The organism is Rickettsiales bacterium Ac37b (genome assembly GCA_000746585.2).
In the GTDB taxonomy this organism is placed as follows: domain Bacteria; phylum Pseudomonadota; class Alphaproteobacteria; order Rickettsiales; family Arcanibacteraceae; genus Ac37b.
On sequence record CP009217.2, the window covers coordinates 1,481,729 to 1,501,031 of the forward strand.

Below are 19,303 nucleotides of genomic sequence, written 5' to 3' on the forward strand. Positions count from 1 at the left end.
CAATGAAGTTCGTTGTAGTTAATAAAGGTTAATTATTCATTAATTACTTTTTAAAATTAATGAATAATATTAATTGTAGCCTTTATAAAAATATTAATAATTTAGTATTATTAGAATTTTTCTAATATATAGTCATAATTGTTATGTTTTTTAGTAAAGCATTAATTATTTTATATTAGTGTTATATATTGAGGTATATATGACAATTATTGTGTGTAAATAACTTATGGAACATAATGGTAATTATTACTATAAGCAGGGATACACTTTTTTTATATACGCTCAATACCAACATGCTATAGAAAGTTTTAGTGAAGCTATTAAATTAAATTCTCAAGATGCAGATTGTTATTTTTATAGAGCTATTTCTTATATTAAATTAGAAGAATTTTGTTGTGCTACTTATGATTTAAGTATGGCAATAAAGCTTTGTCCTGATGCATCAGAGTGTTATTTTTATAAAGGGTTAATAAGCTATAAACTTAGACAATACCTAAATGCTATACAAGATTTTGATTATGCTATAGAGTTAGATAATAATAATTCACTTTTTTATGCTGTGAGAGGACATACTTATTATATTATAGGTAATTATATAAAATCAGTATATGATTTTACTAATGCTATAGAGCGCAAACAAAATAATGCAAATCTTTATTACAGTCGAGGAAGAGCTTATTATAAGCTTTCTAATTATCAAAATGTAATAGAAGACTGTAATAAAGCAATATATATAGACTCCAATATACCTGAATATTATTACAAAAGAGGTAAGGCATATAGGAGATTGAACATGACTGTTTTATCTGAAAATGATTATAGAAAAGCTGCAGAATTATATACTAATAAGATAAAATTGGATCCTAACAATTCCATTTTACATAATGAAAGAGGAGAATTCTTTAGAAAAATTGAAAAACATAAAGAGGCAATTAAAGATTTTAATACCGCAATAAAACTGAGTCCTAAAGCACAAATTTATTATTTAAGTAAAGCTAAATCTTTACCTTATAAATTATCTATAAGTGCTATAATATATTATATACCTAAATCTAAATTAATAAAAAATACCCGTGATATAAATAATTTACTTAATTTATCTAATTTTTATTTTAATTTAGGTAAAGTTTATTATAGGCTAGGTAAGTATAAAGAAGCAATTAATGGTTATACACAAGCTATATCTCTTTATTCAAAATCACCAGAATATTATAGTAATAGAGGCAAAGCCTATTATAAAGTTAAGAAATATAAGGAATCTTTAGAAGATTATAATAAATCCCTACACCTAGATTCTAACAATTTAAAAAATTACTATTTACGTAGTTTAGTATATTATAAATTAGGTAAATATAAAGAAGCAAACATTGATTATAATAGAATATTCAAGAACAATGATTAGAGATTTGACTAACTCAGGAAAATCAATACCTAAAATCTTACCTCAAAATACTTTGTTAACAGTTTCATAATTATATCTTTGTAAGAAGTTAGGTAAAACTTATAGTTTAAGTTGATAAAAAATATTAAATAATTAGATCTTTTGCTAAAAAGTTTTATAAAAATTGTATGCTTTTTCTAAGATAAATTAATTTTAAAAAAATATTATTACTTTTTTATAATTTCTGCTAATATTACGCCTTAACAACTGAACTAAATAACATTATCCAAAAGGTACAAAACCAATGAGGATTCAATCTAACCAAATGACTAAAGATGATTTAGATCAAATAGGGATAGCTCAAGAAAGAGAATCTAATTGGTTTAAAGCCTTTGACTGATCAGAAAAACGTGACTGGCAAAGCATTAAATATATTAGCAAAATTGTTAAAAAAATACAGAGGTGAAGTTAATCCGGTAATTATTGATATTGGTTTTGGCGAGGGTGATTTAGCACTTAAGGTAGTTAATGCTTATTTAGAAATGAATCAAAAAGTACAATATCATGGTATTGAATATGATAAAAGTTTTGTAAATATAGTCAAAGGGCGGTTTGAAGAATTAGAAAATTTTGAATTAGATAATAAAAATTTAATTTGTGGAAATTGTTTTAGTAATGATTTAGATAAACTACCTAACAATGCAGGATTAATATTAGTAAGTCATGTAGCCTATTATGCTCCTGAGACTTCAGATCAGCATACAATCCTTGATACTAAATTTTTTGTAGAAGCTCTATATAATAAATTGGATTATAGTGGATCTTTAGTATTTATACATGAATCTTCAAATTCAGATATGAATATTTTAAGACAAAAATATTGTGAATCTATATGTATTTCTGCAAATCAAAAAATTAAAGATGCATTGGAACAATACAAAATACCGTATAAATTTATTCCTATATATTCAAAACTTACTTTTCCAAATATGGAAAGCCTATGGGATAAATTTCAAAAGGATAGTTATGATGGTTATGAAACATTAGAAAGCTTTGCGGAAGCTAAAAATCTTTTAGAGTTTGTGGTACAAACTCCTCTAGAAATTTTAAAAGAGCGTGGAAAATTACACGAATTTTTATTAAAAATAAAACAATTACTTAGAGACCAAGGTAATATATTGATTATACGTACAGATATGCAAATAGCTATTTCTAAGGAAAAAATCTTAGATTTACAGGCTATAGATGATATATTACAAGAAGTAAAAAATGCCATATATCCTAATATTCATAATCTTATTATTCAAACTCCTGTTAATCAACAATCAGGTTATCAGCTATGCTATGTAAATAAAAAAGTAATAATTATTAAGGCTAATGATACAGATGGTAGAATAGCAGAATATTATTTACGTACCAATTATATCAAAGAAATTATATTGAATAAAATTGCAAACAATAATCTTATAGATTTAAGCGAATATGGCGAAGTTATATATTCAAGTTACATAGACAATTAAAAAACTCATTATTATAGTTAAGTCAAGAGGGTGTTATTATATAGTTCAAAAAGATTTCTTGGTTATTACACAAAATCGGGAATCTAATTATAATATTATACTTAATACCCGTAAACAGGTATGAAATCGTATATTCCTAACTACTTGTACTTTTTATTCGGTAGTATGATTCTCTGTAGATGGGTATCAAGTAATAATACAACTTGTTCCTGCTTTCATGGAGATATAGTTTTTTAATTTGAATTAGGGGGGTGCTGATCAATGCTCTCTAGTAGGCTTCTACTCCTCATTCCTACCCATAATTCAAATTAATTCACTATAATAATACGATTAGAAATTTCTCTATTCTCTTTAATCTTATGTTAAAAAGCCTCTTCTAATGCATTATTATCTTGTGTTTCAGTTAATATTACATCACTGTTTTTACGTATTTTTTCTTCAACTTCAGTCATTAAGTCAGGATGTTCTTTAAAGTAGGTTTTGACATTTTCTCTACCCTGTCCAATACGAATATTATTATAAGAAAACCAAGAACCAGATTTTTCAATAATATCTAATTTAACTCCAAGATCAATTAATTCGCCAACTTTTGAAATACCTTCACCATACATAATATCAAAATCACCCATTTTAAATGGTGGAGCAACTTTATTTTTAACTACTTTTACACGAGTCTGATGGCCTATAACCTCTTCTTTATCTTTTAAACTAGTGGTACGTCTTATATCAAGCCTTACTGAAGCATAAAATTTTAAGGCGTTCCCACCTGTAGTGGTTTCTGGGTTACCAAACATCACACCTATTTTCATTCTTATCTGATTAATGAAAATAATCATACAATTAGTTTTAGAAATAGAGCCTGTAAGCTTACGTAAAGCTTGACTCATTAAACGGGCCTGTAACCCCATATGAGAATCTCCCATTTCACCTTCAATTTCTGCACGTGGTACAAGTGCTGCAACACTATCGATTACCATTACATCTATTGCCCCAGAACGTACAAGCGTATCGGCTATTTCTAAAGCTTGTTCACCTGTATCTGGCTGTGAGACAACTAAATCGTCAACTTTTACACCTAATTTCCTAGCATAAATAGGATCAAGAGCATGCTCAGCGTCAATAAAAGCACAATTTCCACCTTTTTTCTGTGCTTCTGCAATTACATGTAGTGCCAGAGTAGTTTTTCCTGAACTTTCAGGTCCAAATATTTCTATAATACGTCCTCTAGGTAATCCCCCTACACCAAGTGCCATATCTAAGCTAATTGAACCAGTAGAAACTGTATCAACTTCTACAGAAGCTTTCTGCCCTAATTTCATAATAGAGCCTTTACCATAAGATTTTTCAATCTGCTTTAAGGCTGTTTCTAATGCTTCATGTTTTTCCATATTACCTCTTTAATTTAAGCTATTTTTTGTATTGTACCTTTATTTTGCAAATATGGTAGAAGATATTTACCAGTGACACTTTTTTCACAGTGACTAACTTCTTCTGGTGTGCCAGTTGATACTACGTAACCACCTTTATTACCACCGCCTGGGCCAACATCAATAATATAATCCGCTGTTTTAATGACCTCTAAATTATGTTCTATCACTACTACAGTGTTACCCATTTCTACTAATTTATGCAATACTTTTAATAATCTATTGATATCATCTAAATGTAAACCAGTAGTTGGTTCATCTAAGATATATAATGTTTTGCCTGTCGATTTACGAGATAATTCTTTTGCTAGTTTAACACGCTGAGCCTCACCACCAGATAAAGTAGTTGCAGATTGGCCTACTTTGATATAACCTAGTCCTACTTCAGACATTGCTTCTATTTTTTCTCTGACAGCTGGAATTTTATTAAAGAAAAGTAACGCTTCTTCTACATTCATATCTAAAACTTCTGATATAGATTTGCCTTTATATTTTACTTCTAAAGTTTCACGATTATATCTTTGACCATTACATTCTTCACAAGGAACATAAATATCAGGCAAAAAGTGCATAGCTATTTTAATGATACCATCTCCCTGACATACCTCACATCTACCACCTTTAACATTAAAGGAAAATCTGCCAACTTTGTAACCTCTAGCCTTAGAGATAGGTAAGCCTACATACCAATCTCTAATTGGACTAAAAGCTCCTGTATAAGTGGCAGGATTGGATCTTGGAGTTCTACCTATAGGTGATTGATCAATTTCAATTACTTTATCAATATGCTCAAGCCCAGTTAAAGAATCATGTTCTCCTGGAATGACTTTACTATTTTCTAATTTCTTAATAGCAGCCTTATATAAAGTATGGATGATAAGACTAGATTTTCCTCCTCCAGATACGCCTGTAATACAGGTAAATGTACCAAGAGGTATAGAAATATCTACATTATGCAAGTTATTAGTTCTTGCACCTTTTAGTTCTATAAACTTTTTATTATGCCCTGTACGCCTTACTTTTGGTACTTCAACTGCTTTAATACCTTTTAGATATTGGCCGGTAATACTTTCTTTTGCTTCTTGAACTTCTTTAGGAAGACCAGCAGCTATAACATGCCCTCCATGTATACCAGCACCTGGACCTATATCTATTAAATAGTCAGCTGCAATCATTGTTTCTTCATCATGTTCCACCACAATAACTGTATTTCCAAGATCTCTTAAGTTTTTAAGTGTATTAATTAGCCTAATATTATCACATTGGTGCAATCCTATTGATGGTTCATCTAGAACATATAATACTCCACTTAAGCCAGAACCAATTTGTGAAGCTAATCTAATACGTTGGCTTTCTCCTCCAGATAAAGTGCCTGATTCCCTAGAAAGGGTTAAATAATCTAGTCCAACATTATTTAAGAAATTCAATCTATCTATTAATTCTTTTAAAACACGTTCAGCAATTTTGTTTTGAGTATTGTTAAGTTTGGTAGGTAAAGCTTTAACCCATTCAATAGCTTGTTCTATACTTATTTCACATACACGTCCTATATGCCAATCGGCTATTTTAATACATAATGTTTCAGGTCTTAAACGATATCCTTGACATGATTTACATTTATGGGTGCTTTGGAATTTTCCTAATTCCTCTTTTAACCAAGCTTCATTTGCTTCAGCCCAACGTTTTTCTAAGCTTGGTATTACTCCTTCAAATACTTTACGAATTTTTTGATTATGGATACCTTCTACAAAATTAACAGTAATTTCATCTTCTCCTGACCCATATAAAATCATAGATTGCACTTCTTCAGATAGCTCTTTAAAAGGCGTATCTAAATCAAAGTTATAATGTGAAGCAAGACTCTCTAGTAATTGTAATTGAGCGCGTGTTTGTAAACTTTCCCAAGGTGCTATGGCCCCTTCTCTGATAGATAAAGTTTTGTCTGGAATAACAAAATCAGGGTCAAAAAATAACTCCGTACCAAGGCCATCACATACCTTACATGCACCATAAGGACTATTAAAAGAAAATATTCTTGGTTCAATTTCATCAAGTTGAAAGCCTGATATAGGACATGCAAATTTTTCTGAAAATGTTAAAGTTTTTTCTATATCATAATTTTCATCACTATGATTTTTACCTAATACTTCAACATATAACATCCCATTGCCTAATTTCAGCGCATTCTCAACGCTATCTGCAAGCCTATTACCTAGTCCGGGATCTATTACTATTCTGTCTATGATAACTTCGATATTGTGCTTTTTATTTTTATCAATAACAGGTAAACTATCTAACTCATAAACCTCGTTATCTATTTTTATTCTTTGATAACCTTGTTTTCTAAGTGCTAACAGTTCTTTACGATGTTCTCCCTTTCCTCCACGTACTATAGGAGCAAGTATGTATATTTTAGCATCTACAGGTAAAGTGTTGATAGTATCGACTATCTGGCTAACAGTTTGGCTTTCTATAGGTAACCCTGTTGCTGGAGAATAAGGAATACCAACGCGTGCGAATAATAATCGTAAATAATCATATATTTCAGTAATTGTACCTACAGTAGATCTAGGATTACGAGAAGTAGTTTTTTGATCTATAGCTATGGCAGGGGATAGGCCTAATATGGATTCAACGTTAGGCTTGTTTTGTAATTGCAAGAATTGCCTTGCATATGCAGATAAGCTTTCTACATAACGCCTTTGTCCTTCTGCATAGATAGTATCAAACGCTAATGAAGATTTACCTGATCCGCTAAGGCCAGTAATTACCACTAACTTATTGCGTGGTATATCAACATTAATATTTTTTAAATTATGCTCTTTTGCACCACGTACTTTAATAAATTCTTCCATTTTATTTAAATCTAGTATAATTAGTTAATAATGATAAAAAAAGTGTATAACCCTTAAGTTTGAAAGTTTGTAGGTTATTATATAATAAATATTTTTTATTTGTAGAACATAAAAACTTATAAAAATAGTATAATATTATAAATTAATATTGTATATTTTGATTATACTTTTAACTGATAGTATAACTTTAAAGCTATACAGTAAAATTCAATGTTCAAGAGATATTTAAATTTCAAACAGGGTCATTATATATTTTTTTCTAACACTATTCAAAAGGTTTTTTTATTAATTTAAATTAATTTTTTTTATTATAATTTATTTGAAGGTCAAGAACAATGGTAGGTAGTATAAATAAAGCAATCTTAATAGGTAATGTTGGACGTGATCCTGAAATTAGGGTAACCCAAAATGGACAAAAAATTGCTAATATAGCTTTAGCTACTTCTGAAACATGGCGTGATAAATCAAGCGGGGAACGTCGTGAAAAAACAGAATGGCATCGTATAGTAATTTTTTCTGAAGGGTTAGTTAATATTGTTGAACAATATATCAAAAAAGGTACCAAGCTATACATAGAAGGTGCTATACAAACTCGTAAATGGGTTGATAATTCAGGAGTTGAGCGTTATTATACCGAAATTATATTACAAGGTTATAACTCAAATCTTATGATACTTGATACCAGAAATTCTAATAATAATGATTATGCAAATAATAGTTCTGAAGCAACATATAGCAAGAATAATAATGAACATAGCAAGTCTTTTAATGATGATTTGGAAGATGAAATACCATTCTAGTAGATAACGTATGATTATATTATTATCCCCTTCTAAAACGTTAAATTTTGATCATAATAGTACTATAAAACACTACACTAAGCCAATATATATTCAGCAAGCCTTAACGCTTGCTGAATATCTTTCTGGTTATACTGAAGAAGAGCTTGGCAAGCTAATGTCAATTAGTAATTCTTTAGCTCAAATTAATGTTAAGCGATATAAAACATTTAGCTTAGACCATAACTTGGATAATGCGAGGCAAGCACTTTTTGCTTATAAGGGTGATGTATATAGTATGATGGATGTCGAGCATTACTCTGAAGAAGATTTAGAATTTGCTCAGCAACATTTAATTATACTTTCAGGTTTATATGGAGTATTAAAACCTCTCGATCTGATACAGCCATATAGGCTAGAAATGTCTACAAATTTAGCAATAAATAACAGAAAAAATCTATATGAATTTTGGGGAAATAAAATAACAGATTTTATTAACACTTCTTCCACTAATGCTCTTATTAACCTTGCATCTCAAGAATATTTCAAATCTATTAATCAAAAGCTTCTTAGTCCTAAACTAAAATTGATCAATATTTCCTTCAAAGAATTACATAAAGGTAGCTATAAAACTATAGGATTATTAGCTAAACGTGCGCGGGGAATGATGGCAAATTTTATAATTAAAAACCGTATAAATGATTATAATGAGCTTAAAAATTTTAGTGAGTCAAATTATCAGTTTATATCTAATTTGTCTTCCGAACAAGAATTTGTATTTACTAGAGATTAGGAAGTAGGGCGATGCTAATAATTTTAGAAAATGAGTACTGTTAACTATTGATAGTTTGAATTTGCTTATATATACCATTCCAAAACATTATGGTAATTTCTTCAAATTTTTTATAACTATTTTCTATTTCTTTAAGGTCATCCATATCTTGGCAAGTACAATATATTAAATCAGAAATAAGATTTGCATGATTTTCTTCTGTGCCGTTAACATGGGCGGTAAAATAAACTTTAGTTCTGGCAAACTCTTCAGAGATTTTAAATAAATGTTTATAGTTTTTTAGGTATCCATCAAATAATTTATGCATCATATGATGAGCAAATAATTCTTGAGTAAATGAGGTGCCAATGACTGTTATAATAGATTGATGATTATAAAGTTTTGTTTGTAAATCAGTAAATAATTCTGTCTCTTTGGTAAGTAGTTTATGATAATTATAGTAAATTAAATTGATAAAGACATGATATATGATATATTAAAAAGCTCATAAACCCAAAACAGTAGAAGCAATGGCATATTCCTTAGATTTACGTAAAAAAGTAATTCACTATGTTAATAAAGGTTATACCAGAGAAGAAGCTGCAATTATTTTTGGCAGCTATCGCAAACTATAAAGCGGAAGATATAGTTTATATTGATGAGAGTGGAATTGATAGCTATTTGTACTATTCTTGGGGATACAGTCTCAGAGGAAGTAAAGTTTATGGTGATATCTCAGGTAAAAAACATGATTGAGAAAGCTTTATTGCAGGTAAGGTTGGGAAGAAAATTATTGCGCCAATGTGTTTCAAGGGCACATGTAATACAGAAGTTTTTAACGAGTGGGTTAGTCAGTGTTTGGTGCCCGAACTAAGATTTGGTCAAGTTGTAATACTTGATAATGCAACGTTCCATAAGTCAGCTAGAACTAGGAATTTAATAGAAGATATAGGCTGTAAACTTTTATTCTTACCACCTTACTCTCCTGATCTCAACCCAATTGAAAAATATTGGGCTCATTTAAAAGCTAAAATCAAACCTATCATTACTAATTTTAATAACCTTAGCGATGCTATTGATTATGGCTTCTCTATGCCATTCTCAACTTAATTGACTATATCTTCTATAGGTAAAATATTTGAACCCAGCTTTTCTAGCAAAATATTTATCCATTCAGCCATCAATACGGGATGAGGCTTTTTCTCTTTCCCATTGCCAAGTTCATCATGCAAATTTTGTAAATTGTTTATTACAGCTTTGGCATAATCAGAATTTTTAATAATTTTAATAGGATCAATTAAAGCTTTAATTACATTTCCTACCATTACTACAGTATTAATAGTTCTTGCAAAATAGTTAGCTAAAAATATTTCTGCTTCCTTAACATTTAAGGGGTGCCTATGCCATAGGGTATAAAAATCATTATTAACAGCTTTACTTGTAGCTGAAAATTCTGTGTGCTGGTTGATAAAATTCCTAATTATATCTTTAATATATAATTTTTAAAACAAAATTAAATTTTTTACTATATAGTTAATATTAATGCTTTATTTACAATATTAATCTATAATAATATATATTAAGATTAATTAATAATATATACATATAATATATTTTTATGGCAACAGAAACTTACAGTTTAAAAAAAGAAAGCATCATATTTTCCGTGATCATTTTCATTATTACCATCTTATTTATTATTATTTTATGTTATTTCACCTATTCTAAATATGAACAAAGGAAAATTTCACTTTATGAAACTAGGGCAGAAGAAGTGAATAATAATATAGGTGAATTGCTAGATTATTTAAGTAATTATATGAAGTTTTTAGGTCAGCAAATAGCAAGTCTTAAAGATCCTAATTTAAATGAAATAGAAACTATTCTAACTATCAAGCTGCCAAAGAATTTTGTTGAAGGCAGTATATTTTCCTGGACCTTATTTGATTGGATTGATCAAAATGATAATTTAGTAATTTCTACTACTTTAGGTAAAATAGATAAAATTATTGATATGTCTGATCGCTCCTATATTAAAGAAGCTCGTGATAAACCTTGGAAATTACATTTTAGTAATATAGCTATTGGTAAACCAAGCGGAGAATTAATTATTCCTGCCGGCTTAGGCATTATAGATAATCAAGGAAAATATTTAGGTGTTATTGGAATGGGATTTAGTATAGAAAGATTAAAAAGTAAAATTGAAAATGACTTGAGAGGTAATTTAATACATTATGTTATATTAAATGATAAGTTTCACTTTGTTTTAGCCCCCCCAAGCAGTGAATTACCAAAGGACGAAAGAGAGCGGCAACACATTTTTAATAATATCAAACTCTCTTCATCAGATCGAGGATATTTAGAGAAAGAGCTAAAATATGGCAAAATCAGATATAATTATTATCAAAAAATGAATAATTTCCCATTTATTATATTGATTGGTTATAATGAAATTAGCAAGCAACAGGAAATAAATAATATTATAATTTCTCGTTCCTCAGGCATTACAGTAATAGGCATAATCATTATTGCTATGTTATTTATATTACGTAAAATGCTAATTAATCCAATAATAAAACTTGCTGTAATAGCAGAAAAAATAGTAGAAACAGAAGATAATATAGAAACAATCAGTATACCTGAAAGCAATATTAAAGAACTAAATATTTTATCAGCCAGACTTAGTAATTTAATTTACTTTATATATAAACTTAAAATTACTGAACAACAATTAAAATTATCTCAAGCCGAATTAGAAAAAGTTAATATTAATATCAATAATATTAACTTACAGCTCGAACAAAAAGTAGAGGAACGCACTGCAGAACTGCAGCAAGCACTCGCGGCTAAGACAGAGTTCCTCAATAACATGAGTCATGAGATTAGAACGCCGATGCAAGGGTTCACTGCGATTTCAACTTCCCTCGTTGAGCATTGGCAAGAGTTTAACGATGAACGAAAATATGAGTTAGCAGATAAAATTGCAAGCAATGCCAAAAGATTGTCTTCACTTCTTAACCATCTCCTTGATCTTTCTAAGTTCCAAGCAGGAAAGATGAGGCTTAGTTTAGAAAAAATAGATTTAAACTTGATTATCACGGAAATGATTGACGAAGCTCAAACCCTATATATCAATGGTAAGCAGCTCCAAATTAATTTCACTCCTTTAAAAGACGCCTTTATCCTGGCGGACAAAGAAAGAATAGGCCAAGTTTTACGTAATTTATTTGTCAATAGCATCAAATTTAGCCCAAATAATTCTACCATCACTGTTTCGCTAAAGCTTTCTGAAATCACCTATGATGATCAAAATAAATCTGAAGCTTATCATTTTGCCATTAAAGATGAAGGGGTAGGCGTTCCTGAAAATGAATTATATACTATCTTTGAGGTCTTTGTTCAAAGCAGCAAAACTAAAACCAGGGCAGGAGGCACGGGTCTTGGCCTTGCTATCTGTAAAGAAATTATCGACGCGCATCATGGTGAAATTTGGGCAGAAAATAACCAAGACCAAGGTGCAACTTTTAACTTTGTTATTCCAATATCGCAGGCCAAACAAATGGATGGCCATAAAATCATTGCAGAAAATAATGTCGAAATACCTACAAAACCTGCTCCTCAAACTACTAAATCAGCTAATATTTTAATAATAGATGATGAAGATGCCTGCTTAATGAGTATGGAATTACTACTTTTTGGAAGTGGCTATAATCTCCATAAAGCAGCGGGAGGTTATGCTGGCCTTGAATATCTGAAAGAACATTCTAAGGAAATAGATTTAATTTTACTCGACTTAATGATGCCCGATATTTATGGCTTAAATGTACTCGCTGAGATCAAGCAGAACCCAGAGCTTGCCAAAATCCCAGTCATTCTTCAAACTGGCTCTTCCGATAGTGCCGAAATTGAAAGAGCATTCACACTTGGCATTGTCACCTACATCAAAAAACCCTACCAAAGACAGAATATAATGTACGAAATTGCAGAAATATTGGATAGAAGGACCTAAATTTAACTTCTCCCTATTTGAAGAAGTCGTGAAAAACTTCAGTTTTGAGCGGATGAGGGGTATATTAAATAATTAGATTTATTAAACCCTCACCCGTATAAATGCAAGCATTTACACGACCTCTCCCTTAAGGGAGAGGTGAGGAAACTAAAAAATATTTAAGTTAGAATTATTAATTATAAAAAGCACATACTTATTTCACCTCTCCTTTGGGAGAGGTCGAGGAAAGCTTTGCTTTTCGAGGGTGAGGGGGAATAGATAACAAGGTTAGATGTAGTGTCTCTAATACTCCTTCTACATTATCTTTTATTTCATTATTCCAAAATCTTAATATTTTAAATCCTTCAGCTTTTATAAGGCTATCTCTTTTATTATCATAATTTTGTTGATAAGAATGATGTCCTCCATCTAATTCTATAACTATTTTGTGTGAGAGGCATATAAAATCTACTATATAATTTTTTATTATATGTTGCCTACGAAATTTAAAATCGTAGAATCGACGATCTCGAAGATAATACCAAAGTATACGTTCTTCAGAAGTTGTATTTTTGCGTAAAAATTTCTGAAAATTTTTCATTATAAATAATTTTATCAATTAAAAGTTATGGTATTATATAAACCCTCACCCGTATAAATGCAAGCATTTACACGACCTCTCCCTTAAGGGAGAGGTGAGGAAAACTAAAAAAGTTCAAATTGAAATTATTAGTTATCGTTAAGCATACTGCTTTTAAAGCGTTAATATATTATTAATAGATAATATGGTATAATGACATGGTAAATATTAGGCAAGTAGCCTTTTAAGTTTAATCCAAGTAGGAGAATTTTTTATGGTTTTGGGTATAATTTCTAATCCAACGGCTCTTTCAGTAGGACAAAATCTTGCTGCAGCTGATAATGATTTACAAGCATCAGCAAAGAGAATATCTAGCGGTAACAAAATAGCAAATGCTTATGATGACGTATCTGGTCTTGCTATTGGTTCTATACTTTCTGGTAATATTTCAACTTTACAAGCGGCATTAGTTAATACAAGCCAAGGTATGAGTATGCTTGGTATAGCTGATGGTTCTCTTAAAAATGAAGGGGATATATTACAGCGTATGAAAGCGCTAGCTACACAAGCTAACTCAGCTCTTGGTGAAGAGTCTTCACAAAAACTGAATCAAGAGTTTCAAAATTTAACCCAAGAGCTTGATCGTATTGCTGGATCTACTAATTTTGGTGGAAGAAAATTAATAGATGGCAGTTTATATGCTCCTGCTAAAATTGTTACAAGTACCAAAACTGATGCTACACAGGCTCAAGCTAGAATTACCATTAATAATGCTTTAGCACCAGCTGCTAATAATGCTGGCTTTATTTATATCAATGGTGCTGCTATGCCGTTTGCTGTTACAGCTGATATAGGAACTGTTACTGGTACAACTGGTGATTTAGCAGATATTACGGTTGATACAACTCTTACTACGACAGCTGCTAATCAGGCGCAAGCTTTATATAGCTCTATACAATCAGCGTTAAACTATGCTGGTAACGATGCTAATGTAATAGGAATAAAATCAAAGTTATCTGAATTGCAATTTGCATATAATCCGGGAGATGCTTATATTACTATAACTGCTAATGTAGCAGGTACTGTTGGTAATGGTGCAGGTACTGATGCCAATAACGGTTCGGCAGCTTTTGGTGTTGCAGCTATGTCTACGAACGCAAATGACGTATTGCTTAATGGAGGAAATGTAGCTGGTGCAGCCTTTACTGCAGCAAATGCAACTGGACTTGGATATGCTGATCTTGGTAATGGTTTTTCTCCTTTACAAATAGCAGTAGATGGTGATTTAAATGGTGGTACTTTCCCACTGGCGCATAATGCTAACGCTCCTGATATTGCTTTATACAGCGCATATAGTGGATCTGGACGTACAGTTGCTCAAGGTACTGTCACTGATACTATTTTAAAAGCATTAAATACTAGTAATACTAATGATGGGTCAGGTGTTGAAGTTGCAACCGGTGTTGATACTTCCTTGATCTCTAATAACGCTAGTTTTGCCGGAAAAATACAAGGGTTTAAAGTTATCCATAAAGGTCTTGAAAACGTAGTGGATCTTGAACTTAAAGTTGGAGATTATACTTACACTGCAGCCAGCGTAAACACCAATTTCGCTGCTGATACCAGGGTGACTCTTTCAGCTGTCGGTGGTAATGGAGGTTCATTATCGTTAACGTTTAATGCAAATGATATATCTGTAAAAAATCAAGATGACGCTGATTTGATTGCTAATAGATTGAACTCTGCATTTAATGGCTTAACTTTCTTCCAGTCACGTAATGTTTCTGGCTATAAAGGATCAGGTACTATCTTAGACGTAAATAATAATATAGTAGGTGATTTAGCAGGATCTGAATTTAAGTTTATTAGTTCAGAATTTAAAAATGTAGAAATTGCTAAAGTGTCAGTCCAAGCTCCAATGGAAGGTGGTAGTAATGCTAGTATAACCTTTACTACTAAAAATGGTGAAGTATATACCAGTGGTTATAATAATGTTGGTAACGTAACACCTTTAGGTAGAGAACTTGCTCCTGGTGAATATGGATTTGTTAGCCAAACTAACCCTAAGAATGTATTAATATTCAATTATGTTGGTGGTGGTGCTGCAACTAATTTATCGCTAACCAGTACTAGTGCTGCGGAAGCTACTGAGAAAGCTTTAGCTAAAGCATTTAATATTAATACAGGTGCTGCTTCTGTTGCGTTCCAAGTAGGTTTAAGTGCTTCGGATAATATATCTTTACAGATACCAGGTGCTAAAACTTCTGATATTTTCTTGGATGAAAACGGTAATTATAAGTCAATCAGCATTGAAACTCCAGAATTAGCACAAACAGCTAGTGTGGTGTTAGACCGTGCTATTAGTGTAATATCTGATATTAGGTCAAATGTTGGTGCTATACAGTCTAGAATTAGATACGCTGCTGATAACATCAATACTAGTATTCAAAATATTACTGCAGCTAGAGACGTGTTCTTGGCTACTGATATACCTTCTGAATCTACTGCTTTTGCTATGGCACAAGTAAGAGAACAAGCTAGTACTTCTGTACTTGCTCAGATTAATCAGTTAAGACAAAATATTTTAAAACTAGTTAGCTAATTACTAATATCATTATATCTATCTCTACCCTGATCAGGGTAGAGATAGGCTAAAATAGATTTTTCCATTGTGTGTTGTAATCAAGAATTATACCTCTCACTAGCTCTTCTGATAATTTTTTATATATTATTTATAGTTTTAAAAACGGCAGATTAAAAATAGATATAATTGAAAAATTTTTAATAAAAAATCTTTTTTACAACGCTCCCATAATATCTAATCCTAAGAGTTTATAACTAAAAAATTAATAAAATTATATATATTGACAGTAATGAAATATACATATATACAACTACAGGTTGTATATATGTATAACTAAATTAAGTTGTAAATCACATATAAGGAGAAAAAAATGTCTAATATTATAAATTTAGAAATTAGTACAGAATTAGATTTTAATTTACTATTAGAAGATTTGTTAGTTTGTATGCAGTCTCCCGAATGTACAGATAGGGTATAATCTAGCTATGAAAAGCGTTAAGAAGTTACTATTTCTTAGCGCTTATATATTAAAATTATTTACTCAGGTTATAATTTATGATTAAGCAAAAAATTATAGAAGCACCAAATTATATAATAGAATTAGAGGATTATATAAAATTTATAACACTACTTAAAGAAACTGGTAAATTTGTACCAAAATTAAACATACTAAAGAGCGAGAAAATACAAAAAATGGTCAGGGCAGCTGGTAATTTAGCTTTTAACAAATATATTAATTTGATTAAAGAAGCAGTAAATCAAAGAGATTTGGGTATATCATCATTAGATGTTCCTACAAATGATAATATGAGTACAAATGAAAACGCTTTTTGGGGAGCGCTGTCATTATTATCAATATCTTTAAATCTTTTTTTACCTATACAAGATTCCTTAAATAATACGCCTTTTACAGTATATAACGCATCTAAAGAAAATGAGAAAATTTTATCATCTGAAGCACTATTATTTTATAGTCCAGAAGCAAAATTAGGATTTCATAATGATGGTGGAATTTCAGCAACAGAAGTCTTTCTGCCAAAATACTTAATGATCTATAACTTGTTTATAGGTTATAAAAATCCTGGTAATTTTTATTTTGTACCTTCTTCTTTATGGAAAGACAAAAAATATTTTTCAGAGATTATTGGTATAGATCGTGAATTTAATATTTCTATTACACCTATAATATATAGAAACCAAGATGCAACTGTTTTGACAAATAAAACAAGAAAACTTACCTTACCTATTTTTAAAAAACTTGAAAATCAAGAATTATATGTATTTTTAAACGGGGATATTATTTCCTCTACAGAGGGAAATGAATTAAATAATGCAATAATGGATAATATGAAACAATCTATAAGTAATAATGAAGTTAGATATTCAGTTTTGCAAAAAATGCGTAGGGGAATTTTTGTAGATAATACTTTAGGATTTCATGCTAGAGATATATTTTCTGAACCACTTGAAGGAATTAATATAACACGTTCATTTATCAGAAGTATTGATTCACAGGGTATTACAATGAAACAAAATGTTCAGTAGATTTAGATATGATAATTAATAATTATTACTTATATTTGGTCTTAAATAACTTACGTATAGGTTTTGCGCTTATTTTAAATATATGGGCAGCATTACATATTAATAAAGAGATATCTATTGTTGGAAAAATTTTTTTTATTGGTTGTATAGTTAATATTTTGTTAGGGCCAATGCTTGGTATATTTATTGATAAACATGCTTATAGACCTACTCTTAGTAAGGCTCATCTATTAATTTTGATAGCATACTATTTACCTATTCTAGCTTTTGATACATCACTTGAGCTGTATAATTTATCATTATATTGTATGACGGTTCTTACCACATGTGGCAATATATTAGCAAACGGTGCTACTAATCATATTCTACAATCAGTGATATGTAGTAAAAAAATACCTCAACAAATAGCTAAATTTAGTCTAGTTCAGCAAATTTGTTTTATAATTAGTATGTCTTGTGCAGGTATTGTCTTAAAATTTTTTGGTATCAAAAATTCTTACCTATTATTATGTATTGTTTCCTTTATAACTTTAATTGTTACATATTACTTGCCAAACCCTTCTTATATCTTACATCATCAAATCAAGATTCATTACCTAAAGGATTTAGTTCGAGGTCTTATTTTTATTTTTCAAACAAAATTTATTTTACTTATCGGTTTAGTCAATATATTAGTAATGTCTGTGTCGTCTCTTTCTAATATTATTATGCCTGCATTAATCAAATTTAAATTACATGGTACAAGTGAATCTTATGGTAATATAGAAGCTTCTTGGACAATTGGTAGTGTAGTGGCTACTATATTTTTAACTTCTTACACCAAAAAATATAATTTAAAAAATTATGATATATATTCCCTAATTATTTTGGGAATATTATGTATTATTTTAGCATTTTTGTATAATATATATACAATAACATTTATATACGCTTTGATGGGAGCCTGTTTTACCTTTACTAAAACCTTAAATAATGGTGACTTATTAACTCATTGTCCTAAAGGTATGATAGGAAGAGTTAATACTTCGTTTGGGATCATGGGTAGCATTATAAGCATAATTATATTTCTTCTTCCAAATTACATTTCTATACATAATTTTGATAATGCTTACTTTATTTACGGTGTTATACTTCTTATTTTATCAATTTTAATATTATCTTATACTCGAATATATAAATAGCTTGTTTATATAGCTTTGGATTGAGGGGGTACATCTAGGTTCTGTGAAGGTTTCTCAACAACTGTTTTCTTAGCACTTTTTGGCTGCAAAAAAAGCTTTTATTGCTTGAAATATATTAATATTCCTTCGAATAAAAGCTATTTTTTCGCTCAAAAATTTGCTAAAAACCATATTTTTTAGAAAACTTCACAGAACCTAACTTATTGCAATTTAAATATAGTTAGAGAAGTTGAGAATGACACTAGGAGTGAGGATCCGAAGCCGACTAAATGCTAGGGGTGAGGGATGAACGACAACGTGACCATTCCAACTATATTATGCGGTAAGTTCGTTGCTCATATATTCATTTGTATTACTCGCTCCTCATTTCACATAAATTTATTTTTTCTTCACAGTGCTAAATTGTGACATAGTTCTGTAAGACGAGCTAATTATAAAAAGAGAATAGCTATATTATATATTTTATTAAAATCTCCTACGATTTTTTTTTGCTTAGTAATCATACCAAGTTCCTAATCTCAATATACATATAGTTATTGTGCATTTATAGCTATATTTCTCGTAATTACTTCTGCTAAAATTTAAATTACTATAACTCTCTATGTCTTTAACATATTTTACATAAACGTTAACATTATTGATATTTTTAATGTAAATGGTATCTTAATTAGTATTAATTTTATTAATTCGT

14 protein-coding genes and 2 pseudogenes are annotated in these 19,303 nt (G+C 30.0%); 11 read left to right on the forward strand and 5 right to left on the reverse strand.

The annotated features are described in order from the left end of the window. The first annotated feature begins 226 nt into the window (after positions 1-226). From NOVO_07370 to NOVO_07380, 3 genes are all read left to right on the forward strand, one after another. On the forward strand, positions 227-1,402 hold the full coding sequence (locus NOVO_07370) for a lipoprotein NlpI (protein ID AIL65815.1): 1,176 nt from the start codon (positions 227-229) through the stop codon (positions 1,400-1,402). Between the two features lie 283 nt (positions 1,403-1,685). After that, positions 1,686-1,781, forward strand: a complete 96-nt coding sequence (locus NOVO_07375) for a hypothetical protein (protein AIL65816.1) — start codon at positions 1,686-1,688, stop codon at positions 1,779-1,781. Positions 1,782-1,791: 10 nt separating this feature from the next. Continuing rightward, the gene (locus NOVO_07380; protein ID AIL65817.1) at positions 1,792-2,901 is read left to right on the forward strand and encodes a hypothetical protein; all 1,110 of its coding nucleotides are present in this window, start codon (positions 1,792-1,794) and stop codon (positions 2,899-2,901) included. Positions 2,902-3,263: 362 nt separating this feature from the next. Here the strand turns inward: NOVO_07380 and recA are convergent, their stop codons facing one another. Both recA and uvrA read right to left on the reverse strand, forming a co-directional pair. Then, on the reverse strand, positions 3,264-4,289 hold the full coding sequence (gene recA / locus NOVO_07385) for a Recombinase A (GenBank protein AIL65818.1): 1,026 nt from the start codon (positions 4,287-4,289) through the stop codon (positions 3,264-3,266). 14 nt (positions 4,290-4,303) lie between these two features. Further along, complete coding sequence (gene uvrA, locus NOVO_07390) at positions 4,304-7,183, reverse strand: UvrABC system protein A (GenBank protein ID AIL65819.1); 2,880 nt, start codon at positions 7,181-7,183, stop codon at positions 4,304-4,306. Positions 7,184-7,518: 335 nt separating this feature from the next. On the opposite strand from uvrA, the gene ssb reads away from it, so the two are divergent. Together ssb and NOVO_07400 are read left to right on the forward strand one after the other, a co-directional pair. Next, positions 7,519-7,983 carry a Single-stranded DNA-binding protein gene (ssb, locus tag NOVO_07395; GenBank protein AIL65820.1) on the forward strand — a complete coding sequence of 155 codons (465 nt, stop codon included), beginning with the start codon at positions 7,519-7,521 and terminating at the stop codon, positions 7,981-7,983. Positions 7,984-7,993: 10 nt separating this feature from the next. Continuing rightward, a complete protein-coding gene (locus tag NOVO_07400; GenBank protein AIL65821.1) occupies positions 7,994-8,755 on the forward strand; it encodes a hypothetical protein in 762 nt (253 codons plus the stop codon). 40 nt (positions 8,756-8,795) lie between these two features. Here the strand turns inward: NOVO_07400 and NOVO_07405 are convergent, their stop codons facing one another. Next, the gene (locus tag NOVO_07405; protein AIL65822.1) at positions 8,796-9,065 is read right to left on the reverse strand and encodes a hypothetical protein; all 270 of its coding nucleotides are present in this window, start codon (positions 9,063-9,065) and stop codon (positions 8,796-8,798) included. Positions 9,066-9,304: 239 nt separating this feature from the next. Between NOVO_07405 and NOVO_07410 the strand changes: the two are divergent. Then, positions 9,305-9,844 (forward strand): annotated as a pseudogene (locus NOVO_07410) (transposase; disrupted). Here NOVO_07410 and NOVO_07420 read toward each other — a convergent pair. Further along, a complete protein-coding gene (locus NOVO_07420) occupies positions 9,841-10,059 on the reverse strand; it encodes a hypothetical protein (GenBank protein AIL65823.1) in 219 nt (72 codons plus the stop codon). The pseudogene NOVO_07410 and the gene NOVO_07420 overlap by 4 nt on opposite strands. Positions 10,060-10,352: 293 nt before the next feature. Between NOVO_07420 and NOVO_07425 the strand changes: the two genes are divergently transcribed. Next, positions 10,353-12,743: a Sensor histidine kinase gene (locus tag NOVO_07425; GenBank protein ID AIL65824.1), complete on the forward strand. Its 2,391-nt coding sequence runs from the start codon at positions 10,353-10,355 to the stop codon at positions 12,741-12,743. Positions 12,744-12,936: 193 nt separating this feature from the next. Here NOVO_07425 and NOVO_07430 read toward each other — a convergent pair whose 3' ends face one another. Then, entirely contained in the window at positions 12,937-13,323 is a 387-nt protein-coding gene (locus tag NOVO_07430) for a hypothetical protein (GenBank protein ID AIL65825.1), read from the reverse strand. A 253-nt stretch (positions 13,324-13,576) separates the two neighbouring features. Between NOVO_07430 and fliC the strand changes: the two genes are divergently transcribed. The 4 genes and pseudogenes from fliC to NOVO_07450 all read left to right on the forward strand — a co-directional run bounded on the left by fliC (position 13,577) and on the right by NOVO_07450 (position 18,612). Beyond that, on the forward strand, positions 13,577-15,904 hold the full coding sequence (gene fliC / locus NOVO_07435; GenBank protein AIL65826.1) for an A-type flagellin: 2,328 nt from the start codon (positions 13,577-13,579) through the stop codon (positions 15,902-15,904). 352 nt (positions 15,905-16,256) lie between these two features. After that, positions 16,257-16,364: a hypothetical protein gene (locus tag NOVO_07440; GenBank protein ID AIL65827.1), complete on the forward strand. Its 108-nt coding sequence runs from the start codon at positions 16,257-16,259 to the stop codon at positions 16,362-16,364. Positions 16,365-16,441: 77 nt separating this feature from the next. After that, a pseudogene (locus tag NOVO_07445) lies at positions 16,442-17,431 on the forward strand (phage portal protein, HK97 family; partial). A gap of 8 nt (positions 17,432-17,439) precedes the next feature. Next, positions 17,440-18,612: an enterobactin exporter EntS gene (locus NOVO_07450; GenBank protein AIL65828.1), complete on the forward strand. Its 1,173-nt coding sequence runs from the start codon at positions 17,440-17,442 to the stop codon at positions 18,610-18,612. Positions 18,613-19,303: the final 691 nt, after the last annotated feature.

Coding starts and splice junctions, on each gene's coding strand:
- NOVO_07375 (AIL65816.1), top strand. CDS start 1,686: ATGAGGATTCAATCTAACCAAATGACTAAAGATGATTTAGATCAAATA.
- uvrA (AIL65819.1), bottom strand. CDS start 7,183: ATGGAAGAATTTATTAAAGTACGTGGTGCAAAAGAGCATAATTTAAAA.
- NOVO_07420 (AIL65823.1), bottom strand. CDS start 10,059: ATGGTAGGAAATGTAATTAAAGCTTTAATTGATCCTATTAAAATTATT.
- NOVO_07450 (AIL65828.1), top strand. CDS start 17,440: ATGATAATTAATAATTATTACTTATATTTGGTCTTAAATAACTTACGT.
- fliC (AIL65826.1), top strand. CDS start 13,577: ATGGTTTTGGGTATAATTTCTAATCCAACGGCTCTTTCAGTAGGACAA.
- NOVO_07425 (AIL65824.1), top strand. CDS start 10,353: ATGGCAACAGAAACTTACAGTTTAAAAAAAGAAAGCATCATATTTTCC.
- NOVO_07430 (AIL65825.1), bottom strand. CDS start 13,323: ATGAAAAATTTTCAGAAATTTTTACGCAAAAATACAACTTCTGAAGAA.
- NOVO_07370 (AIL65815.1), top strand. CDS start 227: ATGGAACATAATGGTAATTATTACTATAAGCAGGGATACACTTTTTTT.
- ssb (AIL65820.1), top strand. CDS start 7,519: ATGGTAGGTAGTATAAATAAAGCAATCTTAATAGGTAATGTTGGACGT.
- NOVO_07400 (AIL65821.1), top strand. CDS start 7,994: ATGATTATATTATTATCCCCTTCTAAAACGTTAAATTTTGATCATAAT.
- recA (AIL65818.1), bottom strand. CDS start 4,289: ATGGAAAAACATGAAGCATTAGAAACAGCCTTAAAGCAGATTGAAAAA.
- NOVO_07440 (AIL65827.1), top strand. CDS start 16,257: ATGTCTAATATTATAAATTTAGAAATTAGTACAGAATTAGATTTTAAT.
- NOVO_07405 (AIL65822.1), bottom strand. CDS start 9,065: ATGATGCATAAATTATTTGATGGATACCTAAAAAACTATAAACATTTA.